Annotated in this window: 28 protein-coding genes; 26 read left to right on the top strand and 2 right to left on the bottom strand. The window is 37.5% G+C overall.

Translation table 11 applies throughout. The features are described 5' to 3' along the window. Positions 1-13: 13 nt before the first annotated feature. Both pflA and KQI71_RS01935 read left to right on the top strand, forming a co-directional pair. Positions 14-772: a pyruvate formate-lyase-activating protein gene (gene pflA / locus KQI71_RS01940; protein ID WP_216433526.1), complete on the top strand. Its 759-nt coding sequence runs from the start codon at positions 14-16 to the stop codon at positions 770-772. A gap of 288 nt (positions 773-1,060) precedes the next feature. Then, positions 1,061-2,443, top strand: coding sequence for an alanine/glycine:cation symporter family protein (locus KQI71_RS01935; RefSeq protein ID WP_216433524.1), 1,383 nt, complete (start codon positions 1,061-1,063; stop codon positions 2,441-2,443). Positions 2,444-2,457: 14 nt separating this feature from the next. Here the strand turns inward: KQI71_RS01935 and KQI71_RS01930 are convergent, their stop codons facing one another. Further along, positions 2,458-3,816, bottom strand: a complete 1,359-nt coding sequence (locus KQI71_RS01930) for an MATE family efflux transporter (protein WP_253287881.1) — start codon at positions 3,814-3,816, stop codon at positions 2,458-2,460. A gap of 184 nt (positions 3,817-4,000) precedes the next feature. On the opposite strand from KQI71_RS01930, the gene KQI71_RS01925 reads away from it, so the two are divergent. The 21 genes from KQI71_RS01925 (at position 4,001) to KQI71_RS01825 (ending at position 22,078) form a co-directional block, all read left to right on the top strand. Then, the gene (locus KQI71_RS01925; RefSeq protein WP_216433523.1) at positions 4,001-5,044 is read left to right on the top strand and encodes an LCP family protein; all 1,044 of its coding nucleotides are present in this window, start codon (positions 4,001-4,003) and stop codon (positions 5,042-5,044) included. An 83-nt stretch (positions 5,045-5,127) separates the two neighbouring features. After that, on the top strand, positions 5,128-5,688 hold the full coding sequence (gene cyaB, locus KQI71_RS01920) for a class IV adenylate cyclase (RefSeq protein WP_216433521.1): 561 nt from the start codon (positions 5,128-5,130) through the stop codon (positions 5,686-5,688). Between the two features lies 1 nt (position 5,689). Then, positions 5,690-6,370, top strand: a complete 681-nt coding sequence (locus KQI71_RS01915; RefSeq protein ID WP_216433519.1) for an alpha/beta hydrolase — start codon at positions 5,690-5,692, stop codon at positions 6,368-6,370. Positions 6,371-6,462: 92 nt separating this feature from the next. Next, the gene (locus KQI71_RS01910; protein WP_216433517.1) at positions 6,463-7,803 is read left to right on the top strand and encodes an MATE family efflux transporter; all 1,341 of its coding nucleotides are present in this window, start codon (positions 6,463-6,465) and stop codon (positions 7,801-7,803) included. Between the two features lie 49 nt (positions 7,804-7,852). Beyond that, the gene (locus KQI71_RS01905; RefSeq protein ID WP_216433515.1) at positions 7,853-9,604 is read left to right on the top strand and encodes a DUF2075 domain-containing protein; all 1,752 of its coding nucleotides are present in this window, start codon (positions 7,853-7,855) and stop codon (positions 9,602-9,604) included. Positions 9,605-9,616: 12 nt separating this feature from the next. Beyond that, positions 9,617-9,937, top strand: a complete 321-nt coding sequence (locus tag KQI71_RS01900; protein WP_216433513.1) for a nucleotide pyrophosphohydrolase — start codon at positions 9,617-9,619, stop codon at positions 9,935-9,937. A 477-nt stretch (positions 9,938-10,414) separates the two neighbouring features. Then, positions 10,415-10,777 (top strand): PBECR4 domain-containing protein, encoded by a 363-nt coding sequence (locus tag KQI71_RS01895; protein ID WP_253287880.1) that lies wholly within the window; start codon positions 10,415-10,417, stop codon positions 10,775-10,777. 131 nt (positions 10,778-10,908) lie between these two features. Then, a complete protein-coding gene (locus tag KQI71_RS01890; RefSeq protein ID WP_216433511.1) occupies positions 10,909-11,268 on the top strand; it encodes an ArsR/SmtB family transcription factor in 360 nt (119 codons plus the stop codon). A 59-nt stretch (positions 11,269-11,327) separates the two neighbouring features. Further along, complete coding sequence (locus tag KQI71_RS01885; protein WP_216433509.1) at positions 11,328-13,682, top strand: heavy metal translocating P-type ATPase; 2,355 nt, start codon at positions 11,328-11,330, stop codon at positions 13,680-13,682. A 16-nt stretch (positions 13,683-13,698) separates the two neighbouring features. Beyond that, entirely contained in the window at positions 13,699-14,217 is a 519-nt protein-coding gene (locus KQI71_RS01880) for a DUF6921 family protein (RefSeq protein WP_117768359.1), read from the top strand. 10 nt (positions 14,218-14,227) lie between these two features. Next, positions 14,228-14,767: a pilus assembly protein PilX gene (locus KQI71_RS01875; RefSeq protein ID WP_105309784.1), complete on the top strand. Its 540-nt coding sequence runs from the start codon at positions 14,228-14,230 to the stop codon at positions 14,765-14,767. After that, positions 14,764-16,308 (top strand): FAD-dependent oxidoreductase, encoded by a 1,545-nt coding sequence (locus KQI71_RS01870; protein WP_216433507.1) that lies wholly within the window; start codon positions 14,764-14,766, stop codon positions 16,306-16,308. Before KQI71_RS01875 ends, KQI71_RS01870 begins: the two co-directional genes overlap by 4 nt. Continuing rightward, positions 16,305-17,015 (top strand): succinate dehydrogenase/fumarate reductase iron-sulfur subunit, encoded by a 711-nt coding sequence (locus KQI71_RS01865; RefSeq protein WP_009203877.1) that lies wholly within the window; start codon positions 16,305-16,307, stop codon positions 17,013-17,015. Before KQI71_RS01870 ends, KQI71_RS01865 begins: the two co-directional genes overlap by 4 nt. 136 nt (positions 17,016-17,151) lie before the next feature. Then, entirely contained in the window at positions 17,152-17,451 is a 300-nt protein-coding gene (locus KQI71_RS01860; RefSeq protein ID WP_005330972.1) for an ArsR/SmtB family transcription factor, read from the top strand. 20 nt (positions 17,452-17,471) lie between these two features. Next, entirely contained in the window at positions 17,472-17,885 is a 414-nt protein-coding gene (locus tag KQI71_RS01855) for an arsenate reductase ArsC (RefSeq protein WP_216433505.1), read from the top strand. A 205-nt stretch (positions 17,886-18,090) separates the two neighbouring features. Then, entirely contained in the window at positions 18,091-18,510 is a 420-nt protein-coding gene (locus KQI71_RS12340; RefSeq protein ID WP_226852799.1) for a hypothetical protein, read from the top strand. 46 nt (positions 18,511-18,556) lie between these two features. After that, positions 18,557-19,084 carry a replication initiator protein A gene (locus KQI71_RS01845; RefSeq protein WP_216433504.1) on the top strand — a complete coding sequence of 176 codons (528 nt, stop codon included), beginning with the start codon at positions 18,557-18,559 and terminating at the stop codon, positions 19,082-19,084. Further along, complete coding sequence (locus KQI71_RS01840; protein ID WP_216433502.1) at positions 19,084-19,899, top strand: ATP-binding protein; 816 nt, start codon at positions 19,084-19,086, stop codon at positions 19,897-19,899. Before KQI71_RS01845 ends, KQI71_RS01840 begins: the two co-directional genes overlap by 1 nt. Then, entirely contained in the window at positions 19,896-20,105 is a 210-nt protein-coding gene (locus KQI71_RS01835; protein ID WP_173858233.1) for a MerR family transcriptional regulator, read from the top strand. The genes KQI71_RS01840 and KQI71_RS01835 overlap by 4 nt, the downstream gene beginning before the upstream one ends. Positions 20,106-20,240: 135 nt before the next feature. Then, on the top strand, positions 20,241-21,440 hold the full coding sequence (locus tag KQI71_RS01830) for a tyrosine-type recombinase/integrase (RefSeq protein WP_216433500.1): 1,200 nt from the start codon (positions 20,241-20,243) through the stop codon (positions 21,438-21,440). Positions 21,441-21,619: 179 nt separating this feature from the next. Beyond that, the gene (locus KQI71_RS01825; protein WP_216433498.1) at positions 21,620-22,078 is read left to right on the top strand and encodes a low molecular weight protein-tyrosine-phosphatase; all 459 of its coding nucleotides are present in this window, start codon (positions 21,620-21,622) and stop codon (positions 22,076-22,078) included. A gap of 36 nt (positions 22,079-22,114) precedes the next feature. Here the strand turns inward: KQI71_RS01825 and KQI71_RS01820 are convergent, their stop codons facing one another. After that, positions 22,115-23,131 carry a LacI family DNA-binding transcriptional regulator gene (locus KQI71_RS01820; RefSeq protein ID WP_216433496.1) on the bottom strand — a complete coding sequence of 339 codons (1,017 nt, stop codon included), beginning with the start codon at positions 23,129-23,131 and terminating at the stop codon, positions 22,115-22,117. Positions 23,132-23,242: 111 nt separating this feature from the next. Here KQI71_RS01820 and KQI71_RS01815 point away from each other — a divergent pair, with 111 nt between their 5' ends. From KQI71_RS01815 to galT, 3 genes are all read left to right on the top strand, one after another. Next, positions 23,243-24,526: a galactokinase gene (locus KQI71_RS01815; RefSeq protein ID WP_216433494.1), complete on the top strand. Its 1,284-nt coding sequence runs from the start codon at positions 23,243-23,245 to the stop codon at positions 24,524-24,526. 69 nt (positions 24,527-24,595) lie between these two features. Further along, complete coding sequence (locus KQI71_RS01810) at positions 24,596-25,465, top strand: aldose epimerase family protein (protein ID WP_216433492.1); 870 nt, start codon at positions 24,596-24,598, stop codon at positions 25,463-25,465. Next, complete coding sequence (galT, locus tag KQI71_RS01805; RefSeq protein WP_253287879.1) at positions 25,407-26,765, top strand: UDP-glucose--hexose-1-phosphate uridylyltransferase; 1,359 nt, start codon at positions 25,407-25,409, stop codon at positions 26,763-26,765. Before KQI71_RS01810 ends, galT begins: the two co-directional genes overlap by 59 nt. Positions 26,766-26,772 lie beyond the last annotated feature (7 nt).

The following is a 26,772-nucleotide window of genomic DNA, read 5'->3' as shown; positions in this document are numbered from 1 at the left end:
GGAAGTAGAAACAATGCATGAGACATTCACAGGAAATATTCATTCACTAGAAACGTTCGGTTTGGTGGATGGACCTGGCGTGCGGTTTGTAGTTTTTATGCAAGGTTGCCGGATGCGATGTAAATACTGTCACAATCCAGAAACCTGGAAGGAAAACTGTGGTGAACAATGGACCCCAAAGGCTCTCTTAAAGAGAGCCTTGCGGTACCGCATGTACTGGGGAAAAGACGGAGGAATTACGGTAAGCGGAGGAGAACCGATGCTTCAGGTAGAATTCTTAACTGAATTTTTTAAACTTGCAAAACAGGAAGGAATTCATACAGCATTGGATACTTCCGGAAATCCGTTTACAAAAGAAGAACCTTTTTACCATCAATGGCTGGAGCTTATAAAATATGTAGATCTTGTCATTTTAGATTTAAAAGAAATGGATCCTCAAAAACATAAAAAACTAACAGGACAAGAAAATGCTAACATTTTAGAAATGGCAGAAGAATTATCAAAGCGTGGGGTGGACTTGTGGGTCCGTCATGTTCTTGTGCCAGATCTTACAGACGACGAAGATGGATTAAAAGATCTTCGCCTATTTTTGGATAAGCTAAAAACTGTAAAGCGTGTGGAAATTTTGCCATATCATACCCTTGGACTTTTTAAGTGGGAAAAATTGGGAATTCATTATTCGTTAAAGGATACTCCTGTTCCGAGCGAAGAACAGGTTGCAAAAGCAGAACAGATTCTTGGTATTGAGAAAAAAAATCAAAAAGAAAGATAGACATTTTGCAAAAAATGTTATATGATAAACGAAGTTAGTTCAAACTAACTAAAAAACAAAAACAAAACATAAACAAAGCTGAAAAATCGACCAGATCTTCCTCCGGTCGATTTTTTATTTTTATATAGGAAATTTCGATGAAATCCTCTATAAAATAAAAAAGCCCTACGGGCAGGGCAGGATCGCACTGCATTCTTTCTTACTTTACAAGATTATTTTTTTATGTTTTTACAATCTTGTATTCTTATTGTATAATGAATTTAAAATTCACTTAATGGAGAAAAATTTATGATAGTACAATTGATTGAAAACATTTATTCATTTTTATGGGGAGATCTTATTCACATTCCAATGCCAGGAGGCGGAAGTCTTGGAATATCACTTTTAATTTTATTTCTTCTTCCGGCAGGTATCTATTTTACAATTCGTGGAAAATTTCTTTCCATTCGATTATTTCCAGATATGGTACGATCATTGACAGAAAAGAAAGAAGAGCAAAGTACCTTATCTTCGCTGCAGACATTGATCGTATCAACAGCGACAAGGGTTGGAATGGGAAATCTTACCGGAGTTGTTGCTGCGGTATCTGCTGGAGGGGCCGGAGCTGTCTTTTGGATGTGGGTAACTGCATTGATTGGTTCTTCCACTGCTTTTATTGAGGCAACATTGGCACAACTTTATAAGGAAAAAGATCCGCTTTATGGAGGATACCGTGGAGGACCTGCTTATTACATTCATCATTTTTTTGAGGAAAAACAGGGGAAAAAGAAAAAACATGTGTTGTGGGCGGTTTTATTTGCAATTTCTGGTCTGATTTGTTGGTGTGGCATCAGTCAGGTTGTGAGTAATTCTGTAACCTCTTCTTTTGAGAATGCATTTTCAATTCCGCCGCTTTATACATCCATTGCGCTTGTTATTGTTGCAGCATTCATTGTTCTTCGGAAAAATGCGACGGTAAAAGTATTAGATATCATTGTTCCAGCTATGGCTGTTTGTTATTTTTTTATTACCATTTTTATTATTGTGAAAAATATTGGAAGTCTTCCTTCTGTATTTTCCAGAATCTTTCAGGAAGCGTTTGGAATTCGACAGATAGCTGCCGGCGGGTTTGGAGCTGTTTTAATGAATGGGATTAAAAGAGGCTTATTTTCGAATGAGGCCGGTTCAGGATCAGCACCATGTGCGGCAGCTGCAGCAGAAGTAGATCATCCGGCCAAAATGGGGTTTGTGCAGGCACTTGGTGTTTTTATTGACACCCTTGTAATTTGCAGCTGTACAGCAATGATTATGTTAATTGCACCAGAGAGTGTTACGCATGGATTATCAGGAATGAATCTTTTACAAACTGCAATGGAGTTTCATCTTGGAAAATTTGGAGTGATTTTTATCGCAGTTACTTTATGGCTGTTTAGTTTTTCTACGTTTCTTGGTATTTTATTTTATGCTAGATCGAACGTTGCTTATTTGTTTGGGGATCATTGGTGCTGGCAAACACTTTATAAGATTCTTGCACTGCTTATGTTATTTATTGGGGGAATTCAGACGTATACCTTTGTGTGGGATCTTGGAGATGTAGGAATTGGATTAATGACAATTTTTAATATTATTCTCCTGTATCCGCTATCTAGAAAAGCTTTTCAGGAATTGAAAGATTATGAGAATTCCAGATAGCGGTATCTAATAAGTTAAGCAGGAAATAATTTCTTACGTGTTTTAAAATAAGCAAACAGTACCATGGCACCAGTCACAATCCATGAAATTGGATAGATGACAAGTAAGAGAATGTAACTATGAAACATTCGGCAAAGTGTAAAGACCCAGATGAGTCTTAAAATACATGATCCTAGGACGGTAAGAGCTGCTGGTGTCATGGAATGGCCAAGTCCACGCAAAGCGGCACCACTGATTTCATAAGCGCTGGTTAGACATTCAAAGGTTAATACAACAAGAACTCTTAGAAGCGCATAGTGGATGACAGCAGAATCTGTTGTGTACAAACCGACAAAGAAAGAGCGAAAAAGTACAAAAATAAGACTCAAACACCCGCATGATAAAACACTTGCAAGCATTCCAAGGCGAAAGACTTTCTTGCATCGATCATATTCTCCGGCACCATAGTTTTGGCTGGTAAAAGTTACGGTTGTCTGTGCAAATGCATTAACAAGAAAATAGGAAAAATATTCATAATTTAATGCAGCAGAAGAACCAGCAACAACTTTAGAACCAAAACTGTTGATTGTTGATTGGATACAGACATTTGCCAGAGAAAAAACCATGCCTTGGAGTCCGGCAGGAACACCAATACGAATAATACGCATGATAGCATCGCAATCAAGAACCAAATGTTTTAGAGAAAGGCGAATTGGATCATTTTCATGCATTAGAAAATGAAGAACAAGAAAAGCACTAACTCCATTGGCGATGACAGTTGCGATTCCAGTACCGGCAACATCCATGTGGAAAACAACAACAAGTAACAGATTTAGAATAACATTAATTACACCAGATGCAAGCAGGCTATAAAATGGACGTTTTGTATCTCCGATGCTTCGAAGGATTGATGCACCAAAATCATATAGCATAAGAAAGGGCATCCCAAGGAAATAAATTCGTAAATATAAAGTAGCAAGATCAATGACATCGGAAGGTGTACCCATCAAAGCAAGGATAGGCCGAGCAATCATTTGGCCAAGAAGCAACAATAAAATTCCACTTACAAGAGCTAAAGAAATTGCTGTGTGAACGATGCGAGGGATTTTCTTTTCATTTCCTTGACCGATATAATGAGCAATCACGACATTTGATCCAAGGGAAATGCCAGAAAATAAAGTGACCAGCAGACTAATAATAGAACCGTTGCCACCGACAGCGGCAAGAGACTGGCTGCTTGCAAAACGGCCGACAACAGCAATTCCAACAGAGTTAAATAATTGCTGCATGATGCTGCATCCGGCAAGGGGCAGAGCGAAAATTAAAATTTTGTCGAGTAAGCTTCCATGAAGCATATCCATTTTCCCCGATATTGTTCTGGATGATGAGTTCATAAAATAATCCTCCTGAAGAAAAAATCAATAATAAATGGAACCCTCAGCAGTCATAAAGTTGTGCTGAGGGTAAGATCTAATCAGATTCTAGACCATTTAGGACAGGTTATCAAGTAAAACAAGGAAAATAGGTAGACGCTAAAATAAAAAAATGATAGAATAATGCCTGATGGAGGGAGAAAACATGAACCAAAGAGAAAGAAAGAACAATGGGGTCCTTATTTTAGTGATCGGAATTGTTCTGGTTTTATGTGCGGTTCTTGCAGAAATTTTTATTTTTTCCGCAAAGCACAAAGAAAAAAAGACAATAGCAACAAAAAAAGTAACCGAAAGTAAACAGCAGACATCATCGAATGGAAATAGTAAACTAGAAACGTTTGCAATTTTTGGTGTGGACTCCAGATCCAATCAGCTTGGAAAAGGAACAAGATCTGATTCGATCATGGTAGCAAGTGTTGACCATACAACAGAAAAAGTCAGAGTTGTTTCTGTTTTCCGTGATAGTTATGTTGATATCAAAGGCCATGGTCTTGATAAAGTGACACATGCACATTCTTATGGTGGTCCGGATTTGGCAATGGACACATTAAACAGAAACTTTGATTTAAAGATTGATCATTATATTACGGTCAATTTTGGAAATGTAGCAGAAGTTGTTGATGATCTTGGTGGTATTAAAATGCAGGTAACTTCGGAAGAAGTAAAATATATTAATCATTATATCGATGAGATCAATAAAGTTGATAAAACACATTCTGCTCATATCACAAAAGCGGGAACCTATCAAATGGATGGAACACAGGCAGTTGCGTATTCAAGAATTCGTTACACAACCGGTGGTGATTACAAACGTGCAGAACGTCAGAGAACCGTCTTAATGGAAATCTTTGAAAAAGCAAAGACAAAAGGCACAACACAGCTGATGGGTATTGTTACAAAGATGATTGCTAAGATTGATACAAATTATGCAACGGATGATGTAACAGATCTGCTATCTTATATGGCACAGTATACTATTGATGATAGTAAAGCAGTTCCAGGAAAATTATGGGGTGGAAAAATTGATGGTGTATGGTATGCGGTTCCTGTAACATTAGAAAATGCAGCACAGGATATTCATAAATATTTATATGGACAAGAAAATTATAACGTATCAAATACTGTAAAAGAAATCAGCGATAAGATCCAGCAGGTAAAATCAACACCAAACGAAGAAATTGAACAATAAAAATCATTAAGAAAAAGACTCCTATAAAACAGAGAAATCTGTTTTATGTGAGTCTTTTTGCATCATAAATAAGGAAAATAAAAATGAAACAATATGAGATCGAAATCAAGTTATTCGTTAAAAATTTAAAACAATTGATACAGGATTTAAAAACTTTAGGTTTTCAAAAAGAAGTTTTAAAGAGAGAAGAAGATGTTTATTTTTATAGCCGACATTACGATATCAAAAAAAGGGATGAGGCCTTAAGAATTAGAAAAAGTACGAATCTAATGACGAATCAAATAAAAACACAGCTTAATTTTAAAGGACCAAAACTTGATAAAATTTCCATGTCGAGAAAAGAATTGGAAATTGAAATTGAAAATGCATCTATTATGGAAGAAATTTTACAAAACTTGGATTTTGAGAAGGCAGCTTCTGTTTGTAAAACAAGGCAATATATGAGAAGAAACGATATCACGGCGTGTATCGATCAGGTAGAAAATCTTGGAAATTTTTTGGAGTTGGAAATTTTAGCGGAATCTAAAGATCAAAAAGAAAAGTCATTAAAAAGAATCGAAGGAATCTTAGAAAACCTTGGATATAGCATGGAAGATACGACTCAGAAGTCCTATCTTTCGATGTTAATGAATCAGGAGAAATAAAATGGTGAAGAAAAAAATGGAAGGCGTCTTATGTCATATCATGCAAAAAGGAACCGCAGGTCCGGTAATTTTATTGGGAATGTATCCACATCGGCCGGATGAGATAGAACAAATGGAGGAATGCCTGGAGGAACAGCTTTCAAAGAAAGACTTTCTTTTAATTGCCTATCAGGTAAAAGATTGGAATCGCGATTTTTCTCCTTGGGAAGCACCAGCTGTTTTTGGACAGGAAGCGTTTGAAGGCAAAGGAAAAGAAACCTTGTCTTGGCTGACGGAACAATGTATCCCATATATAAAACAATATTATAAAACAGATTCGAGTTATTTTTTGGCAGGATACTCTCTTGCAGGTTTGTTTTCTTTATGGGCAATGTATGAATCGGATTTATTTTCCGGGGCAGCATGTTGTTCTGGTTCCTTATGGTTTGAAGGATGGGAGCAGTATGCGGAAAAAAGAAAAATAAGATCCAAAGGAAATATTTATTTAAGTCTGGGAGGAAAAGAGGAAAAAACAAAGAATAAAATTATAGCAACCGTAGGAGAACGGACGAGAAAACAAGAACAGTTTTTAAAACAGGATCCAAATGTAGAACAAACCATTCTTGAGTGGAATTCGGGCGGACATTTTGCAGATTCTGGAAAGAGATTGACAAAAGGCATTTCATGGCTTCTGACAAAATGATTTGACTCTATAGTCATTATAGGGTTTAAATTATAAGCAGGAGGAAATTTCCTGACAATATAAAAAATCAGGTTAGGAAAAAGAAAAGAATCATGGAAAAAAATTTAACAACAGGCAGTGTATTTAAAACAATTATTTATTTTGCATTGCCGTACCTTTTATCTTATTTTTTACAGACTCTTTATGGAATGGCCGATTTATTTATTACGGGTCAGTTTAATGGGGTTGATGGAATCACTTCTGTATCCAATGGAAGCCAGGTGATGTATATGCTGACCGTAATTATTGTTGGATTAGCCATGGGAGCAACTGTGACAATTGGACGTGCAGTTGGTGCTGGGAAATTAGATAATGCTGAGGTAGCCATTGGTAATACGATTACTTTATTTATGGTGATTGCCATTGTTATAACAGGTATTTTATTATGTTCTGTAGGAAATATTATATCATTGATTGGAATACCGGCAGAAGCAGTACATGGAACGAGAAGATATTTAACGATTTGTTTTATCGGTATTCCATTTATTACCGCTTATAATATTATTAGTTCTATTTTTCGAGGGCTTGGAGATTCCAAAAGTCCGATGTATTTTATTGGAATCGCATGTGCAGCGAATATTTTACTGGATTACTTATTTATTGGATTTTTTCACATGGGGCCAGCAGGAGCAGCTCTGGGCACAACGCTGGCTCAGACATTAAGCGTATTGATTGCGTTTATTATTATAAGAAAAAAGCAGACGGGAATTCATCTAAAAAAAGAACACTTTTATCCTGATCGTAAAGTAATGAGGGAAGTATTAAAAATTGGAATTCCTGTTGCTGTTCAGGATGGATGTATTCAGGTTGCTTTTATGATTATTACAGTGATTGCAAATCATAGAGGGCTTTCTGATGCAGCGGCTGTTGGAATTGTAGAAAAAGTGATCAGTGCTTTATTTATTGTTCCATCTTCCATGCTTGCGACAGTATCTGCCCTTTCCGCACAAAATATTGGAGCAGGAAAACATGATCGTGCAGCAAAAACCTTGCGTTATGCAACATTTCTTACAAGTGGATATGGGATTATTATTTCATTGATTGTCGAGGCGATTGCGGGATTTATTGTGCATCTGTTTACTAAGGATGCGATGGTCATCTTACTTGGAACGCAGTATATTAGAGGTTATATCTGGGATACGATATTTGCAGGAATACATTTTAGTTTCAGTGGATATTTTTGTGCCTATGGAAAATCTTATATTGGATTTATACATAACATCCTTGCAATTGTTTTTGTACGTGTTCCAGGATCTTATTTTGCTTCAAAAATGTTTGCAAATACTCTGTTTCCAATGGGACTTGCAGCGCCAGCCGGATCCTTACTTTCTGTCATCATATGCATCTGCGCTTATTTGTGGTTAAAAAAACGAGGAGAAGTAGCAGGAGTTTAAAAATAGAGAAAGGTATGAAGCAGTTATATTCTTATAAAGGATAGGAAAAATGGGAAAGATAGAGGAACCAATTATAAGACAAATAAGAGATAATAGAGATTCATTAAATTTTTTTGAAAATATTTTAATTCCTAAAGAAGATCGGAAGACACAGGAAATTATCAAAAATTTTCCAACAGTGTATATTCACAATTGGAAGGAAGCAGAGAAATTTGAAGTGTATGTTGGAGAATCGAATGATATATTTAGGAGAACTCGCCAGCATTATGATTCTGTGATGGATCGAACGAAATGGCAGAATAAACTCTTAGAGAAGGATGCTAGTTTATTTATTATTGGACATGAACATTTCAATAAATCTTTAACTTTGGATATTGAAAATCGATTAATGCATTATATGATGAGTGTAGATTGTGTTGGACATGTCCACAATTTAAGAACGAATCCTCAAACAAATTATTATCCAATGGGAGAATTAAATGAAATTTTTGAAAAAATTTGGAAAGAACTTCACAGGAAAAACAAAGAATTATTTCCATTAGAGAACGTGGTTATGGATTCGGCAATTTATAAAGCATCACCACTTCATAAACTGACAGAGGATCAAAAAAAAGCAAGAGAATTAATTATTCAAAAAGTTACAGAAGCGCTTTCTCATGGAAAGACTCGGCAATTGATTTTTATTGATGGCGAAGCTGGAACAGGAAAGACAGTATTAAATAGTAGTACCTTTTATGAATTATATTGTCAGGCAGAAGAACGTAATATAGATTTACGATGTCATTTGTTAGTAAATCATGATGAACAGATAACGGTGTACGAAAAAATAGCTGAGAAACTGGGATTAATAAGAAAATATGGTAAAATTGTTAGTAAACCAACGACTTTTATCAATAATCATACAGAAGATGATCCAGTGGATGTGGCATTTATTGATGAAGCGCATCTATTGTTAACGCAAGGCAAGCAATCCTATAGGGGTAAAAATCAATTAAAAGATATTATTGACCGTTCAAGAGTTACAGTTGTCATGTTTGATGAAAATCAGATACTTACAACCGAGCAATTTTGGGAGGCACAAGTATTAGAAAAATATCGTAATCAGGCTAAAAAGACTAAAAACTATATGATTTTGGATAAACAACTTCGAATGCAGGCAGATCCTGCAACAGTTGATTGGATAGATGCATTTACTAAGAGAAATCAATTGAAAAAAATTCCAACTACATTTAATGGATATTCCATTAAGATTTTTGATGATCCTGAACAACTTGATTTTGAGATACAGAAAAAAGCTAGAGAAACAGATTCATCGTTATCGAGAATCATTGCAACATATGATTGGGAGTATAGCGCAAATCGAAAACCGAAAGATGGATTGTTAAAATATTGGGAAGTAATCATTGGGAAATGGCATAAGCCTTGGAATCGTGAATTGGAATCACAACTTTCAAGGAAAGAAAAAAGGCAGATCAATGCATTAGCATGGGCGGAACAGCCACAGACAATTAATGAAGTCGGTTCCACGTTTACAATTCAGGGATTTGATTTAAATTATGCAGGAGTAATTTTGGGTCCTTCGGTAAAATATAGGGGTGGAAAAATTATATTTGATCCATCTGAAAGTCATAATAATAAAGCAATTCGGAATCGGACTTTATCAGACGGCTCTAAGAAGAAATTTGGAGAAATCTTAATTCAGCATGAAGTGAGAGTTCTTATGACACGTGGTGTAAACGGAATGTATATTTATGCCTGCGATGAACAGCTTAGGGAAGCATTAAAACAGGCAGCAAAATAAAAAAGGAGAAATATGAAACAGAGAACAATAGATCGAATTAGAAAGTTTACAGAAGACCGTGATTGGGATCAATTTCACTCACCAGAAAATCTTGCAAAATCAATTATCATTGAAGCAGCAGAACTTTTGGAGTGTTTTCAGTGGTCAGATGAGGAATATGATTTACAGCATGTGAAAGAGGAACTTGCCGATGTGATAGTATATAGTCAGAATCTTTTAGACAAACTTGATCTTGATGTAGATGAAATTGTAAATATGAAAATGGCCCAGAATGAAGCAAAATATCCGGTGGATAAGGCAAGGGGAAATGCTACAAAATATGATCGGTTATAAATTAAAAAAGTAAGAGGTAGAATAAGGAGAAAAATTATGATTAAAATACTATTCATCTGCCACGGCAGTGTTTAAGGGACTGGGCAAAAGTCTTGATTTTATTGGGCTTCTTGGATAGAAACGTAAAATTTACACCTTTGGAAGATCGGATCGGAATAATATAATTTGCTAATCTGTGTTGATTTTTTTTATGATTGAGTATAATAAAAGCAAGAACAGAAATGTTCTCGATGTAAGAGCATCATTAAAAGTTGGGCTGCAGATGGAGCAGGGTAAACTTCCATCTCATTAGATGTCTTAACTGGGTACCGAGGCTGACAACCAGTAGAAAACTCTTTTACAAAAGTAATTCTCAGAAGAGTGTGGTTTAATGCCACACTCTTTTTTGCATGTGAGGTATAAGTGGCAACAAAGGTAGATAAGAAAAACGCAATACGACAAGGTATTACATAGGCGGAAATCGTATATTTCCAAAATTTGGCAGGTAAAACATTTCTGTATGTTTGTGGAGATGAATATTTTGAAGTTTCTTTTCCAATAGATCACTTTCTACATTTAACAGGAGTGGAGACAAGACTTTCGGCCAAGGATTTTTATAATAATGCAAAAAAATCTATTCTTACAAATAATCAGTTCTATTTTGACGCAAGACATGTATATGCAAATGCCAAAAGGAAACTTCCGTGTTTAAAACGCTTGCCGGAATTAACGAATGAAATGGTATGTGTTCTAAAAAATATGGAAACCATGACAATTACATATAAACTCAGCGTTACAAATTTGGAATTTACAGGAAGTGGGACAAGAAAGCCAAAACGGTATACTGGGAAAAAAGATTAAGAAAAGAATAAAGAGCTGGTTTTAATTGTAAAATTTATGGGGAACTAACATCAGCTTATTGACATGAATTTAAAAATAAGTATAATAATAGTTGAGTAATTGTTCAACTATTATTATTTGGAGGTGAACATATGTCAAAAACGTCTTATATTTGTAATTGCGATGTAATTCATGAGGATATTGTGAATGATGTGAAATCCAAGATGCAGCTAAAAGATGATTATATCCAGTTGGCTTCTTTGTTTAAGCTATTTGGAGATGGAACTAGAGTACAAATCTTACACGCTCTAGAACAGAGTGAGATGTGTGTATGTGATCTTGCAGTGCTACTGGGGGTAACAAAATCTGCAATTTCGCATCAGTTAAAGACATTACGCCTAGCGAATCTGGTAAAATTCCGTAAAGAAGCACAGATAGTTTACTACTCGCTGGCAGATGATCACGTGAAAGAGATTATTGACAAGGGATTTGAGCATCTTTGGCAGAAATAATATTTTTTAACATTATAGTTGAGTAATTGAACAACTAAACAAATTGTAAGGAGATTATCATGAAACGCATATTTCTATTAAAAGGGTTGGACTGTCCAAATTGTTCCGCAAAAATTGAAAAAGAAGTCGGAGAGTTGGATGGAGTGCAATCCTCAGTGGTAAATCTGATGAAGCAGACGCTTACAATCAATGTTACTCAGACATCCGCAGATACGATAGCCAGTCAGATTGAAACGATTGTTCATAGTCATGAGCCAGATGTGGAAGTTCAGGAAGAAACCGTTATGAATGTTACAAAGAGTTATTCGTTAAAAGGATTGGATTGTCCGAATTGTTCTGCAAAAATTGAAAAAGAAGTCGGAGAGTTGGATGGAGTGCAATCCTCAGTGGTAAATTTGATGAAGCAGACGCTTACAATCAATGTTGCTCAGACAGCCGCAGATACGATAGCCAGTCAGATTGAAACGATTGTTCATAGCCATGAGCCAGATGTGGAAGTTTCTGAAATTGTACAGGAATCTTATATACCGGAAAAAAAGCAGGAGGCCAATGAATCCTATAACAATGAGGATAAGAAGCTGACAGTTCGTTTAGCGATTGGTGCAGCAATCTATGCCTTTGGTATAGCATTGACTGTTTTTGCGAAAGTGCCACTGCCTATCGAGTTAGCTTTTCTCATTGTTTCTTATGTTATTCTTGGTGGAGATGTTGTATGGCAGGCTGTGAGGAACATTTCAAAGGGGCGTGTATTTGATGAACATTTTTTGATGAGTGTTTCTACGATTGGGGCTTTTGTCATTGGTGAATATCCAGAAGCAGTTGCTGTTATGCTATTCTATCAGGTAGGTGAATTTTTTCAGTCATTGGCTGTTAAGCGTTCCAGAAAATCTATATCAGACTTAATGGATATACGTCCAGATTCTGCTACAGTAAGAAGAAATGGGGAATTGATTACCATATCTCCAGAAAATGTCTCCATTGGTGAGATTATTATTGTAAAGCCTGGTGAAAAAATTCCATTAGACGGTGTGGTATTGGATGGAGATTCTATGCTGGATACAAGGGCCTTAACAGGAGAATCAGTTCCGAGAAGTGTTCATAAAGGAGACGAAGCACTTTCCGGTTGTATGAATCAGACGGGTGTCTTAATGATTAAGACAACAAAAGCATTTGGTGAATCTACGGCTTCAAAGATTATTGATCTTGTGGAAAATGCGTCAAGCCGAAAAGCACCAACAGAAAATTTTATTACTACATTTGCACGTTATTATACACCTGTGGTTGTAATCTTAGCAGCTTTTCTGGCGATTCTGCCACCGATCATTCTTGGCGGAGGCTGGACAGAGTGGATTCGCAGAGGATTTGTTTTCCTTGTGGTATCTTGTCCATGTGCATTGGTTATTTCAATCCCGCTGACTTTCTTCGGCGGCATTGGTGCAGCATCTAAACGAGGTGTTCTTGTAAAAGGAAGCAATTATTTAGAGGCACTTAATAATGTCAGCGTTATTGTGTTCGATAAAACCGGAACACTTACAAAAGGTGTTTTCAATGTGACGGATATTTTGCCTGCAAATGGATTTTCAAAAGAACAGGTTCTGGAGTATGCGGCAGAGGCAGAGAGTTTTTCTAACCATCCTATTGCAAAATCCATTCTTGCTGCTTATGGAAAAGAAATTGATCAGTCAGTGATTTCTGATTATAAGGAAATTTCAGGATATGGAATCAGTGTAATGGCAGGGGAAAAGAAAGTTTTTGCTGGCAATACGAAACTTATGGATACAGAATGTATAGAGTACACAACCTGTGAAAACGCAGGTACAAAAGTTTATTTGGCTGTAGATGGTCAATATGCAGGATGTATTTTGATAACAGATGAAGTGAAGCCTGACAGTAAAAAAGCAATTTCTGACCTGAAACATATCGGCGTGGAAAAAACAGTCATGCTTACCGGTGATGATGAAAAAATTGGGAAGTCCGTTGCAGAAGAATTGCAGTTGGATGAATATTATGTACAGCTGCTTCCTGACCAAAAAGTGGAAAAGGTTGAGCTTTTAGATAGTAAAAAGAGACCGGGAAGCAAATTGGCTTTTGTTGGTGATGGTATCAATGACGCTCCTGTCCTTGCCCGTGCAGATGTTGGTATTGCAATGGGTGGGCTTGGTTCGGATGCGGCCATTGAAGCAGCAGATGTAGTTCTGATGACAGATGAACCGTCTAAGCTGGTGGACGCGATTGAAGTAGCAAAAGCGACAAAACAGATTGTCATGCAGAATATAGTGATTGCTCTTGGGATTAAGAGTGTGTTCCTGATTCTTGGCGCTCTTGGTATTGCGGGAATGTGGGAAGCTGTATTTGGTGATGTAGGCGTTACCATAATTGCTGTTTTGAACGCAATGAGAATTTTGAAAAAATAGGAAATGAGGTAGGAATGTGAAACGAAAACTGATTCTGTTAGTTGTTACGATTGTTTTTCTTGTAGGTTTTGGTGTCATTTTACATTCACCGCCTTCTATAATTGATGCAGTCACAGGAGCAACACCGAAGTCAAAAAAGGCGGCTCAAGCCTCCGCACAGTTGGAAGGCTCTTATGTTCTCGGTATTAATATGATGTCAGATGGTCTCGACAACGAGAACGCCCGGAATAAATTAAAAGAATTGGCACTGGACGATTCGGAAACAAATGAAACAGATCTCATGAAAACGGACATTAGTTTTCGGTTATATGTATCTGAGACGGATTATCCGCTTGTCAGTTATGCTAAGAAACTCTGTGACAGGTTGAAACAGGCCGGTTTTTCCGTAGATCTGAAAGAGTACAGTAACACAATGATGCTATCAAGAGTGATAAGTGGAAAGTATGATGTATTCCTGGCATCAGATGATTTTATTGACGTTACAACGCTAACACAGATGGACTATATGATCATGGACAGCGAAGAAATGAGGTGAGCGGGAATTTATGAGAAAATGGAATACGATTTTGTCTGTTTTAATGCTTCTCATTTTTATGATTCATGGAATCATGGGCAGCTTTATGCTGAACGGAGTTGGAAGTAGTGCAGGGAAACTTCTTGCATGGATTGGTGTTGGTATTCTTGTTGTGCATACGGTGATGGGTACCGTCCTGACAGTTCAGAGTTTACGGGCAGCGAAACAATCCGGAAAAATGTATCTGAAACAGAACGCCATATTCTGGGCGAGACGAGCCAGTGGGCTGGCAATACTGATCCTGCTGTTCTTCCATATTGGCTTGTTTGGAAAGGTGCAGAATGGGACATATATTTTGTTCCCTTTTACAACGGTAAAGATGGTAACTCAGCTTTTGTTCGTGGCGGCAATCTTTGTTCATATTTTTATCAATATCCGCCCATTGCTCGTATCGCTGGGAATCATCAGTTATAAAGAACGAAGGGGTGATATTTATTTGATTCTTTCGGTGCTCCTTCTGTTTATAGCGGGCGCAGTTATTTTCTATTATATTGGGTGGCAATATCTATGAGTAAGACAATTATTATTATAGGTGCTGGACTGGCAGGACTTTCAGCGGCTTTGCAGGCAGCGGAAAATGGATGCAATGTAAAACTAGTTTCCTCATTTCCATCAGAGCGGGCGCAGTCTGTTATGGCGGAGGGCGGTATCAACGCAGCTTTGAATACAAAAGATGAAAACGACAGTCCCGAAGAACATTTCACAGATACAATAAAGGCAGCTTGCGGTCTGGCAGACCCAAATGCAGTTTGGGGAATGACACAGGCAGCACCGGAGCTGGTGCACTGGCTGTTAAAACTTGGAGTTCAATTTAACATGAGCGGCTATGATGATGTGGATCTGCGGAATTTTGGCGGGCAGAAAAAGAAAAGGACTGCTTTTGCGCAGAGCGATACCGGGAAGCAGATCATGACAGCTATGATAGACGCTGTTCGCAGGAAAGAAGCATCTGGTATGGTAGAACGGTTCAGCCATCATTCTTTCCTAACACTTCGTCTGTGTGACAATATTTGTTGTGGCTGCGTAATCAGGGATGAATACAGTCAGGAGACTGTGGAATTACCGGGGGATGCGGTTATTGTTGCCACCGGTGGTATGCACGGATTGTTTGGAAATACAACGGGTTCGCTGAGCAATACAGGAGAAGTCACCGCAGAATTGTTCCGGCTTGGTGTTCCTCTGGCAAATGGCGAGATGATCCAGTATCATCCGACAACTGTGAAATGTGGTGGAAAACGCATGCTCATCAGCGAGGCGGCCAGAGGGGAAGGTGGCAGGTTGTTGGCCATGAAAGATGGAAAACAATGGTATTTCATGGAGGAAAAATACCCGGAGCTTGGAAATCTGATGCCACGAGATATTACCGCCAGAGAGATATGGAAGGTCAGCCATGAATCAGAGGTATTTCTTGACATGACGGAAATATCGGACGAGATTATTTCAAATAAGCTATCTGGTCTGGCAGACGATTGTATGACCTATCTGCATAAAGATATACGAAAGGAACCGGTGTCTGTTTTACCGGGAATTCACTATTTTATGGGAGGCATTCTGGTGGATGAGCAGCACAGAACGCCGATTCAGAATCTTTACGCTGCCGGAGAATGCTGTGCCCAATATCATGGTGCCAACCGTCTTGGTGGAAATTCTCTGTTAGGAGCGTTATACGGAGGACGTGTTGCGGCAAAATCAGCATGTGAACAGGCAGATGTAGTAGATCTATCTTGTGCGACACAGATAGATTTTCCACCAACGTCTCAAATTTCAGAAATAAAGCAATTAAACAAAGTGATGCAGGATACTATGGGCGTTGTCAGAAATGAGAATACGTTGTTAAATGGGATTCAAACGGTACAAGCGCTGACAGGAAATCTTCCATTGCTTGGCATGGCAGTTCTAAAGAGTGCTCTTGCAAGAAAAGAAAGCCGTGGTGCACACTGGCGGGAGGATTATCCGAAGAACAATGACGATGATTACCTTAAAACAACGGTAGCCAGATTTGATGGAAAGCAGATACAGATTTCCTTTGTACCTGTTCCAGAAAGGCGGTGATTCACTTGGTATATAAAATAAGAATCAGGCGGCAGGAGAGTCAGAAATCAGACAGTTATTGGCAGGAATTTGAGTTTGACGGAAGCAAAAACAGCTCTGTTGCCAATGTTCTAAAGGAATTGAACAGTAGAACCCCTTTGAAAGATAATTCAGGGAATATAGTTACTCCCATCAGCTGGGAATGTAGCTGTATGGTGCGAAAATGTGGGGCTTGCGCCATGCTGATTAACGAACGTCCGAGGCTGGCATGCTCTACATTTCTACATACGTTAAAAGGTTCTACAATCACCTTGGAACCTTTAAGCAAATTTCCGCTTGTAAGAGATTTGATCGTTGATCGGTCAATTCTGTTTGAAAATTTGAAAAAACTGAACCTTTGGCTTGAAAGTGAAGCTTATATGAATCCGTGGACACATGAACCGAGATACCAGTCGGCACGCTGTCTGATGTGTGGCTGCTGCCTTGAAGTGTGTCCTAACTTCTCTGCAAATGGGACTTTCGCAGGCGCTGTTGCTGCAGTCAACGCATTTCGGATTCTGAATGAAGAACAGGAAAGCACTCATTTGAATGAGATTTCTGCTGAATATAAGAAGAAATATTTTGAGGGATGCGGGAAGTCGTTATCTTGTCATGATATTTGTCCGATTGGTCTGCCTGTGGAAGAACTGCTTGTAAGGTCGAATGCAGCGGCTGTTTGGGGCAAATAAAATGGATGATAAAAGCTATAATGAATGTATGAAGAGAATCAAAAACTTGATTCTCTTTTTTTAAAATACATACATTGACAAATATCTATGTATATATTATATTGAACATAGACAATGATCAATGTGAGGTGTCAATATGAATGCAATGGATGTGGCTTTGATATGCAAGGCTTTGGGCGATGCGAACCGGCTGGAAATTGTACAGATGCTGTCGGATGGAGAAAAGTGCGGGTGTAAACTTTTGGAAAGATTTGAAATTACCCAGCCAACTTTATCCCATCATATGAAGATACTGGTAGGATGCGGCCTTGTGAATGATCGTAAGGAAGGAAAATGGCATCACTATTCTTTGAATTGTGAGACATTGATGAATTACAAACACTTTATAGAATCCCTTACTTGCCTTGGATGCGGTGACGGGGATTGTTGCAAATAAATTAAAGGAGAAGTTCAAGTATGAATAAGAAAAAAGTTGCTTTTATATGCGTTCATAATTCATGCAGAAGCCAGATCGCAGAAGCTTTGGGAAAACATCTGGCTTCGGATGTATTTGAAAGTTATTCGGCAGGGACAGAAACGAAACTACAGATTAATCAGGATGCAGTCCGGATTATGAAAGAATTGTATGGAATTGATATGGAAGCAGAAGGACAATATAGTAAGCTGATTGATGAGATACCAGTACCGGATATTGCAATTTCAATGGGTTGTAATGTGGGATGTCCGTTTATCGGAAGGCCGTTTGATGATAATTGGGGACTTGAAGATCCAACCGGAAAGAGTGACGAAGAATTTAAGAAGGTTATTGATGAGATAAGGATGCAAATTTTTATATTGAAACAACGATTGGATGAATTTGAAGAAAACTAAAGAAGTTGAGAAATTGCAGTTTGTCGAACTGATGAGATACAAAAAACATATAAGAATAATCAACAAGGCAGGTGGTTTTATAACAAGACTGTCTGCCTTCTTTTATGCCAGCAGAGGCTATTTCAAAGGGGCATCCAAAAGACATACAATATATAGGCTCAAATGGCGAAAGTGCCCATTTGGGCCTATTATTGCATGAATTCATATGTTACATCCAGAGCAAGATCCACCCGTGTATTACAGTATTGTCATTTTGACAATTTTGTATTACTTACGAGTAGCAGACTTGATGGGGATTACGTCCCCATACCCACGTGAAAATATAATTGCTGGCAATTACATTTTAGCAGACACGCAAGCGTTTCTGAGTAAGTGTCACAGACAACAAAATAAGGAAATTTTGATAAGGCATTCACCTGGAATAGGTGAGTGTTTTTTGTTTTCAAATATTCAATTAACCGAAAAAATTAAAAAAATTTCATCAGGGGGCTGTAAAAATGCCTCTCAGCGTTTCGTATTAATGAAAGGGTATTTGGGCGGGAAAAATAAAAAACTTTCCTCAAGAGCCTGTATTTATGCCCTTCATCTTTTGAATATATGTAAGGACATTTTTGAGCCGGCATAAAAATGATTTTTACAATAATTAGAAACAGAAATGAGGCGAGAAAAGAATGAAATATGAATACATGAAGGAGTCAGAGCAGATGCTTCAGTACTTCCAGTTTCCGAAGTTTTTATTAAAGCTGCGAATTTCTCAAACTGCAAAATTCCTTTATATGATTTTGTATGACCGGGCACGGATATCGAGAAAGAATAGCTGGATAGACAAGTATGGAAATGTTTATCTGATATTTCCAATAGATGAATTGTCTGTTCAAATCGATAAATGCAAATCTTCTGTAAAAACAGCGTTGAAGGAATTAGATGATGTGGGACTATTGGTTCGCAGGTCTGGTGGATTTTCAAAACCAAATCATTTATATGTAAAAATTCCATCTGATGAGATTGGGCTACAGCCGGTTGACAATAAGGCGGTTGAAAAGATAGTTGCAACAGAGCCGGAAAAGCCACCTTCATCTGGTCGTAAAAATGGCTGTGGAGGAGTCGGAAATGTGGCACCTAGTAAAGTAACTGAGAAATATAAAAGTAATAAATATCATGAAGTAAATTATTACTATGAGGAAGGAGAGAGTTTGTGATGAGAGAAGAAGATACCGTATGTGCAGGCAGTGATGGTTTGCAATACTGCAAAGTCTGTGGGGAAGCGAAAGAAGCTTTTTTCCCCGAGGGTGGCTTTATGGGGATGAAAAAACATTCCAGGCAATGTGCCTGTGACAGAAAAGCGTATGAAGAAGAACAAAAATATTTTAAAGAGAAAGAACACCGGGAATTAGTCAGTAGAAATACGAGCATCTGTTTTGACGAGAGCAGGATGGAAGAGTGGACATTTGAGAATGCAGATATGTCAGATGCAGTAATGCATAAGGCAAAAAGCTATGTTGATAACTGGGAGGAAATGAAAAGAAATCATATAGGCTGTTTGTTCTGGGGACCGGTTGGTACCGGGAAAAGTTATATTGCCGGGTGTATTGCCAATGAACTTCTTAAGCGGGAAGTAACGGTAAAGATGACAAATTTCAATACCATTATTGATGATATATTTCCGCTGGCAGACAAAACGGAATATATCAATGCATTGGCTTCTTATCAGCTTTTGATTATTGATGATCTTGGAGTGGAACGAAATTCAGAATATGCGTTAGGAATTATTTTTAGCGTCATAGACCGCAGGATCCGTTCAGGACGACCATTGATCATTACGACTAATCTTCCGCTGAAAGAAATAAAAAGCGAGACCATGTTAGATAAAAGACGTATCTATGACCGTATTTTAGAAATGTGTACACCAATGTATGTTGGAGGCGCAAGCAAACGAGAAGCGATTGCAAGTATGAAAATGGAGAAAGCGAAAACACTGTTGAATACAAACCGAGGGGAGGAGGAATGCGAATGAATCATATAGAAAAAACAATACCTGTTTGGAAGAAATATTCTTTAAATGTTTCCGAAGCAGCTGAATATTACGGAATTGGCGAAAAGAGATTAAGACAGATCGCAGGTGAAAATGAAGGAGCGGATTTCATTTTGGAAGTTGGTTCGCATATCCGATTCAAAAGAAAATTATTTGAAGATTATCTGGATACAGCCAGCACAGTTTAAGTAACAGAATAGAAAAAATAGTAATGAAAATAATGTTCATTTTATCTTAGCGAAGGGAAGGTCTTGTGGTATAATGAATAAACCGAGACGGTCTTCCAAGTTAAATGAACATTTGATGAAGGAGACTAAAATATTATGAGTGAAAAAAGGAGAGATCATAGAGGACGTATATTACACAATGGAGAAATACAGTTATCTGATGGCAGATATCGATTTAAGTATGTCGATGAGATGGGAAAGGAGCGCTGCGTATATAGCTGGCGCTTAGACCATAACGATGCAACTCCGAAAGGAAAGCGCCGTACTTTGTCGCTTCGAGAGATGGAGAAGAAAATCCAGGCGGACCATTTTGAGCAGATTGCAACAAATGGCGGAAATATGACGGTACTGGAACTGGTTGAAAAGTATACATCAACCAAAAACGGTGTCAGACCTACTACAGTTGCAGGATACGGAACAGTTATCAATTTATTGAAGAAAGATCCATTTGGAAAAAGAAGGATTGATACGGTTCGGATTTCGGATGCAAAATGTTGGCTGATACATCTTCAGCAGGTAGAAAAGAAAAGCTATAGTTCCATCCATTCGATCCGAGGAGTTCTTCGTCCTGCATTTCAGTTAGCGGTGGATGATGACCTGATCAGGAAAAATCCATTTCAGTTTCAGCTAATGGAAGTGGTTGTGAATGACAGTGTGACAAGAGAGGCAATCAGCAGAGCAGAGGAACGTAAGTTTCTACGATTTGTGAAGGAGGATCCTCATTTTTGCAGGTATTATGAGGGAATCTACATATTGTTTAAAACAGGTCTTCGCATTTCGGAATTTTGTGGTTTAACGATTTCTGATATTGATTTCAAGGAGCATACAATCAACATTGATCATCAATTGCAGAAGAAATCAAAAATCGGATATTATATTCAAGAGACTAAAACAACCAGTGGAACGAGAAAGATACCTATGACTGCGGATGTAGAGGAATGCTTTCGGAAAATAATAGAAAAACGAAACCCGCCCAAAGCAGAACCTATGGTAGATGGAAAAAGTGGATTCTTATACTTTGATAAAAATGAAAGTATCTGTTATTCCCTGCATTGGGAGCATTATTTTCAAGACATCATTCAGAAGTATAATAATACTTATAAAGTACAGATGCCTGTCATTACACCGCATGTATGTCGGCACACCTATTGCTCAAATATGGCAAAATCCGGAATGAATCCAAAAGCATTGCAATATTTGATGGGCCACTCAGACATCAGCGTAACGCTGAATACATATACGCATGTAAATCTTGAGGATGCCAGGGAAGAAGTTGCCCGGATTCAGGTTGTGTAATTACGATTTTTAATTGAAAATAGCAAGGTGTAAAATGGAAAAACATACACCTTATTTTACACCTTTTGCTGACGATATTATGCGAAAATAAACCAGGTTATGCCAGAAAGCAAAAATTTACAAAGGCTTACAAAGCCCGAAAAACCAAGAAAAACTAAGAAATGCGAGGTTATGCAACAATGATAAAAGTACTATTTATCTGCCACGGCAATATTTGCCGAAGTACAATGGCACAGTTTGTTTTTCAGGATATGGTCAATCGGGAAGGCCTTTCCGATCAGTTTTTTATTGAATCTGCTGCGACAAGCAGAGAGGAAATTGGAAATCCACCACATCATGGAACCGTGAATAAATTAAGACAGGAAGGAATTCCTGTGTTAAAGCATCGAGCAATTCAAATGACAAAGCATGATTATGAAGAATATGATTATCTGATTGGAATGGATGAGTGGAATATCCGCAATATGAATCGAATAACAGGTGGAGATCCAGATGGAAAGATTCATATGCTTTTGGATTATACGAAACACCCTAGAGATATTGCGGATCCATGGTATACGGGAAATTTTGAAGAGACCTATCAAGATGTTGTGGAAGGATGTAAAGCGTTTCTTTCTTATTTAAAGAAAAATGAATAGAAAAAAGGATCGTCAAATGGACGGTCCTTTTTTGGATCATAGATCTTTTATAGTTCTTGGTTTTGCGTAGGATTCTCGAATGGTGAGGGAGCATGGCAGTGTAAGTCGTATTGGTGTGTGATATTCCATAGTATTATCTTTGGATAGTAGTGTTAGATAATGTGCAGCATATTCGCCCATGTATTCCGCCGGTGCATGTACGGTTGTAAGTGGTGGATTAGAAAATTGTGCTACATGGATATCATCAAATCCGACAACAGAAACATCTTCTGGAACTTTATAGCCATTTTCGTAAAGAGCCCGGATCGCGCCAAGGGCAATGGGATCGCTGGCAGCAAAGATGGCAGTTGGAATTTGATTTTTCTTAATCAGGGAAAGCATCATCTGATAGCCAGATTCTGCGGAGAAAGAAGCTTCTCTTAAATAAGGTTCCCAACAAATACCATGCATCTGACAGTAACGGATAAATATATCTTTTCGTTCTTCAAAATAGAACGTATTATCTTCCAACTTTTCTCTTCCACCAAGATAAGCAATGTGCTGGTGTCCAAGAGAGGTGAGGTAATCGAGAACATCTATGACAGCTTGTGGAAAATCAAGATTCATCGTGTTGCAGTGAATTCTTGATGTTTGCATGTCTAGAAACATCACATTTTTAGTGATGGATTCGAAAGAACTAATTTCTTCTTCATGAAATTTGCCAATACAAATGAGGGCATTGACACCTTTTAAAGCATCTAGGTAATTAGAGTCGCTTCGAAAAGCACGAATGACTTCAATTTGATGATTAGCGCAATAGGTTTCGATACCGATTCGAATTGCTTGATAATATGGGTCTTCAAGTTCCTGAAATAAAGAGTACCATTGAAAAATGCCAAGAGTTGTTGGTGTGATGGTGCTTTTTTTCTTTGTATAATTTAATTCACTGGCGATTGCCAGAACACGTTCTCTTGTTTGATCGGTAACGCTTAGGGTATCGTCTTGATTTAAAATACGGGATACTGTAGCAGCAGATACCTTTGCTTTGGCCGCAATATCTTTGATGGTAGCCATTGAATGATCCTTCTTTCTTGATAAATTTTTTTCTTTTTTGATTATAGCAAAGAGTTAAGAAAAATGATGACGGAAACAGAGACCAAATGGTCAGAAGGAGATTTAGGTTTTATGGGAAAAACAGTACAGGAGTTAAAAAAAGAATTTCAAATCGGAGTTTATACGGATAAATTAAAGAAAATTTATGTAGATGAAAAAGTTTTAGATTATCAAAAAGAACATTATATAAAAGTGTTAGAAAATTTTGAACAATTGTATGGTGACAAAGAAGTTGAAATTTATAGTGCGCCAGGACGAAGTGAGGTCGGTGGAAATCATACAGATCATCAATATGGAAAAGTATTGGCAACATCTATTAATTTGGATGCAATTGCAGTTGTTGCGCCAAACAGAGAAGATAAAATTTATTTAAAATCTGAAGGGTACGATAAAATTGAAGTAGATTTGAATTCTTTATCCGCTTATTTAGCAAAAGAAGGAACTTCAGAATCACTTATTCAGGGAGTTGCAGCTAAGTTATCAGAAAAAGGTTATAAAGTTGGTGGATTTGAAGCTTATGTGACAAGTGATGTATTAAATGGAGCTGGAATGTCATCTTCTGCAGCGTTTGAGGTTTTAATTGGAAATATTTTCTCTGGATTATACAATGATATGAAATTAGATCCTGTCTTTCTTGCACAGGCAGGACAATATGCGGAAAATGTATTTTTTGGAAAACCATGTGGCTTGATGGATCAGATGGCGTCTTCGGTTGGTGGATTAATTTTTATTGATTTTAAAAATCCTGAAGTACCGGTAGTAAAACAGGTTCCTGTTGATTTTGAGGCCTATGGACATAGTTTGTGCATTGTTGATACAAAAGGTTCTCATGCAGATTTAACTCCAGATTATGCAGCCATCCCAGAAGAAATGAAAAAAATCGCAAAGTATTTTGGAAAAGAAGTATTAAGAGAAGTAGATGAACAGGAATTTTATAAGAAACTTCCTGAAATTAGAAAAGCGGAAGGAGACCGTGCTGTCTTACGTGCGATTCATTTATTTGAGGAAAATAAACGAGTGGACAAAGAAGTACAGGCTTTAGAATCAGGAAATTTTGAAGCATTTAAAGAAACAGTAAAAGAATCAGGAGATTCTTCTTTTAAATATTTGCAAAATGTATATTCCAATCATGATATTCATAATCAAAGTGTATCCATTGGACTTGCAATTAGTGAGATAGCATTAAAGGGAAAAGGTGTTAGCCGTGTTCATGGAGGCGGATTTGCAGGAACAATTCAGGCATTTGTATCAGATGAGATTGTAGATACTTATAAAGAAGCAACGGAGCATGTTTTTGGAGAAGGTGCCTGCCACATCCTGAAAGTGCGTCCATATGGTGGAATGAAGGTGTTATAAAATGACAGAAGTAAGAATTACAGAAAAAAAGATTATGGATTAACCTTTTTTGAATTAAAAAACGAAGAGTTGACGGTTCATGTAACAAATCTTGGATGTCATATTTTATCTATTTTTGCAAAAGACAGAGATGGGAAGGCAGGGGATGTCGTTCTTGGTTTTGAAAATGTAGAGGATTGTCATCATGACGGAAGTTGTATGGGAGCCATTGTGGGACGTGTTGCCAATCGAATTGGAAATACATGGTTTGAGTTAAATGGAAAAACGTATCATCTGGCTGCAAATGCAGCGCCAAACCATCATCATGGTGGAACAATTGGTTTTGATCAGAAATTATTTGTCTATGAGATCTTGGAAGATGGGGTATGTTTTTCTTACATTTCTCCAAATGGGGAGGAAGGGTATCCTGGTAATTTATATCTGCAAGTTATTTATCGACTTTATGGGAATGAGCTGAAAATGGAATATGATGCAAAGACAGACGAAGATACTTTGATTAATATTACAAACCATTCTTATTTCAATTTGAGTGCTGGACGAGAAAAGATTTATCATGAAGAACTGAAGATCGCTGCAGATCAAATTGGACAGGTAGATGGAAATGGTCTTGCAACGGGATCTTTCCTCAATGTTACGGATACCCCGTTTGACTTTAGAAAACCTCATGAGATTGGAGAACGTATTGATGCAAATCATGAACAGCTTCACTTGGCAGGAGGTTATGATCATGCTTTTGTATTAAACAGACCGGAAGATCAGGTTGTTTTATATGATCGTGTTTCTGGAAGAAAGATGACGATGTCAACAACCTTACCAGTTGTTCAAGTCTATACAGCAAACTTCCTTGCAGGTGGAGCAAATGGGAAGGGTGGAAAACCATATGAAAACAGAGATTGTGTTAGAGGACATTTTAAAAAATCTGACGGATGCTGCATATGATCGTTATATTATCAAAAGTGATGATGTTGTAACAAGAGATTTATTTGATACAAAGCTAATGGGTGTTATGGTGGAACGTCCATCTAGAATCATTGAAAAATTTTGGTCATTATATGAAGAAAGTCCGAAAGCTGCAACAGATGCTTTTTATCAGTTTAGTCAGGATACAGATTACATTCGTACTTATCGTGTGAAGAAAGATATGAAATGGAAAGTAAACAGTCCGTATGGAGAGATTGATATTACCATCAATTTGTCCAAACCAGAGAAAGATCCAAAGGAAATTGCGGCTGCGAAAAATGCAAAGCAAAGTGCTTATCCAAAATGTCAGCTTTGTATTGAAAATGAAGGGTATGCAGGTCGTATGAATCATCCGGCAAGGGAAAATCATAGAATTATTCCAATCACGATTCAGGGAAATCCATGGGGATTCCAGTATTCTCCTTATGTTTATTATAATGAACATTGCATCGTTTTAAACGGAGCACATGTCCCAATGAAGATTGACCGAAATACATTTGAAAAACTTTTTGATTTCGTTAGACAGTTTCCACATTATTTCCTTGGGTCAAATGCGGACCTTCCGATTGTTGGAGGATCAATTTTAACTCATGATCATTTTCAGGGCGGTCATTATGAATTTGCCATGGAACGTGCAGAAATAGAAAAGGAAATTGTAATCCCTGGATATGAGGATGTAAAAGCAGGAATTGTACATTGGCCATTATCTGTGATTCGTATTCAAAGTGAAGACGAAAAGAGACTGATTGATCTTGCAGATCATATTTTAAAAGCTTGGAGAGAATATACAGATGAAGAAGCGTATATTTTTGCCCAGACAGATGGAGAACCGCACAATACCATCACACCAATTGCAAGAAAGAAGGGAAATGTATACGAGCTGGATTTAACATTGTGTAATAATATTACGACAGAAGAATGTCCGCTTGGACTTTATCATCCACATAATGAGTATCATCATATTAAAAAGGAAAATATCGGATTAATCGAAGTTATGGGACTTGCTGTTTTGCCATCTCGTCTGAAAAAAGAAATGGAGGAGCTGGCAGAATGTCTTGTAAATGAAAAACCGGTAGATGAAAAAGAAGAATTAAAAAAACATGCTGCTTGGGTTCAAGAATTTACAAAGAAATATGATGATATCAACGAAAAAAATGTTATGGATATTTTGAAAGAAGAGATTGGACAGGTCTTTGTCAAAGTCCTGGAAGATGCTGGTGTATATAAATGCACAAAAGAAGGCAGAGAAGCATTTGATCGTTTTATTTCTATATTATAAGGAAGGT

Origin of the sequence: Anaerostipes sp. MSJ-23, assembly GCF_018918155.1 — a bacterium.
GTDB lineage: Bacteria > Bacillota > Clostridia > Lachnospirales > Lachnospiraceae > Anaerostipes.
Note: the sequence above shows the minus strand (reverse complement) of the source record. Positions and strands in the feature narration are given on the sequence as shown.

Excerpts from the sequence above, each read along its gene's own strand:
- pflA (WP_216433526.1), top strand. The coding sequence starts at position 14 with ATGCATGAGACATTCACAGGAAATATTCATTCACTAGAAACGTTCGGT.
- KQI71_RS01935 (WP_216433524.1), top strand. The coding sequence starts at position 1,061 with ATGATAGTACAATTGATTGAAAACATTTATTCATTTTTATGGGGAGAT.
- KQI71_RS01930 (WP_253287881.1), bottom strand. The coding sequence starts at position 3,816 with ATGAACTCATCATCCAGAACAATATCGGGGAAAATGGATATGCTTCAT.
- KQI71_RS01925 (WP_216433523.1), top strand. The coding sequence starts at position 4,001 with ATGAACCAAAGAGAAAGAAAGAACAATGGGGTCCTTATTTTAGTGATC.
- cyaB (WP_216433521.1), top strand. The coding sequence starts at position 5,128 with ATGAAACAATATGAGATCGAAATCAAGTTATTCGTTAAAAATTTAAAA.
- KQI71_RS01915 (WP_216433519.1), top strand. The coding sequence starts at position 5,690 with ATGGTGAAGAAAAAAATGGAAGGCGTCTTATGTCATATCATGCAAAAA.
- KQI71_RS01910 (WP_216433517.1), top strand. The coding sequence starts at position 6,463 with ATGGAAAAAAATTTAACAACAGGCAGTGTATTTAAAACAATTATTTAT.
- KQI71_RS01905 (WP_216433515.1), top strand. The coding sequence starts at position 7,853 with ATGGGAAAGATAGAGGAACCAATTATAAGACAAATAAGAGATAATAGA.
- KQI71_RS01900 (WP_216433513.1), top strand. The coding sequence starts at position 9,617 with ATGAAACAGAGAACAATAGATCGAATTAGAAAGTTTACAGAAGACCGT.
- KQI71_RS01890 (WP_216433511.1), top strand. The coding sequence starts at position 10,909 with ATGTCAAAAACGTCTTATATTTGTAATTGCGATGTAATTCATGAGGAT.
- KQI71_RS01885 (WP_216433509.1), top strand. The coding sequence starts at position 11,328 with ATGAAACGCATATTTCTATTAAAAGGGTTGGACTGTCCAAATTGTTCC.
- KQI71_RS01875 (WP_105309784.1), top strand. The coding sequence starts at position 14,228 with ATGAGAAAATGGAATACGATTTTGTCTGTTTTAATGCTTCTCATTTTT.
- KQI71_RS01870 (WP_216433507.1), top strand. The coding sequence starts at position 14,764 with ATGAGTAAGACAATTATTATTATAGGTGCTGGACTGGCAGGACTTTCA.
- KQI71_RS01860 (WP_005330972.1), top strand. The coding sequence starts at position 17,152 with ATGAATGCAATGGATGTGGCTTTGATATGCAAGGCTTTGGGCGATGCG.
- KQI71_RS01855 (WP_216433505.1), top strand. The coding sequence starts at position 17,472 with ATGAATAAGAAAAAAGTTGCTTTTATATGCGTTCATAATTCATGCAGA.
- KQI71_RS12340 (WP_226852799.1), top strand. The coding sequence starts at position 18,091 with ATGTTACATCCAGAGCAAGATCCACCCGTGTATTACAGTATTGTCATT.
- KQI71_RS01845 (WP_216433504.1), top strand. The coding sequence starts at position 18,557 with ATGAAATATGAATACATGAAGGAGTCAGAGCAGATGCTTCAGTACTTC.
- KQI71_RS01840 (WP_216433502.1), top strand. The coding sequence starts at position 19,084 with ATGAGAGAAGAAGATACCGTATGTGCAGGCAGTGATGGTTTGCAATAC.
- KQI71_RS01835 (WP_173858233.1), top strand. The coding sequence starts at position 19,896 with ATGAATCATATAGAAAAAACAATACCTGTTTGGAAGAAATATTCTTTA.
- KQI71_RS01830 (WP_216433500.1), top strand. The coding sequence starts at position 20,241 with ATGAGTGAAAAAAGGAGAGATCATAGAGGACGTATATTACACAATGGA.
- KQI71_RS01825 (WP_216433498.1), top strand. The coding sequence starts at position 21,620 with ATGATAAAAGTACTATTTATCTGCCACGGCAATATTTGCCGAAGTACA.
- KQI71_RS01820 (WP_216433496.1), bottom strand. The coding sequence starts at position 23,131 with ATGGCTACCATCAAAGATATTGCGGCCAAAGCAAAGGTATCTGCTGCT.
- KQI71_RS01815 (WP_216433494.1), top strand. The coding sequence starts at position 23,243 with ATGGGAAAAACAGTACAGGAGTTAAAAAAAGAATTTCAAATCGGAGTT.
- galT (WP_253287879.1), top strand. The coding sequence starts at position 25,407 with ATGAAAACAGAGATTGTGTTAGAGGACATTTTAAAAAATCTGACGGAT.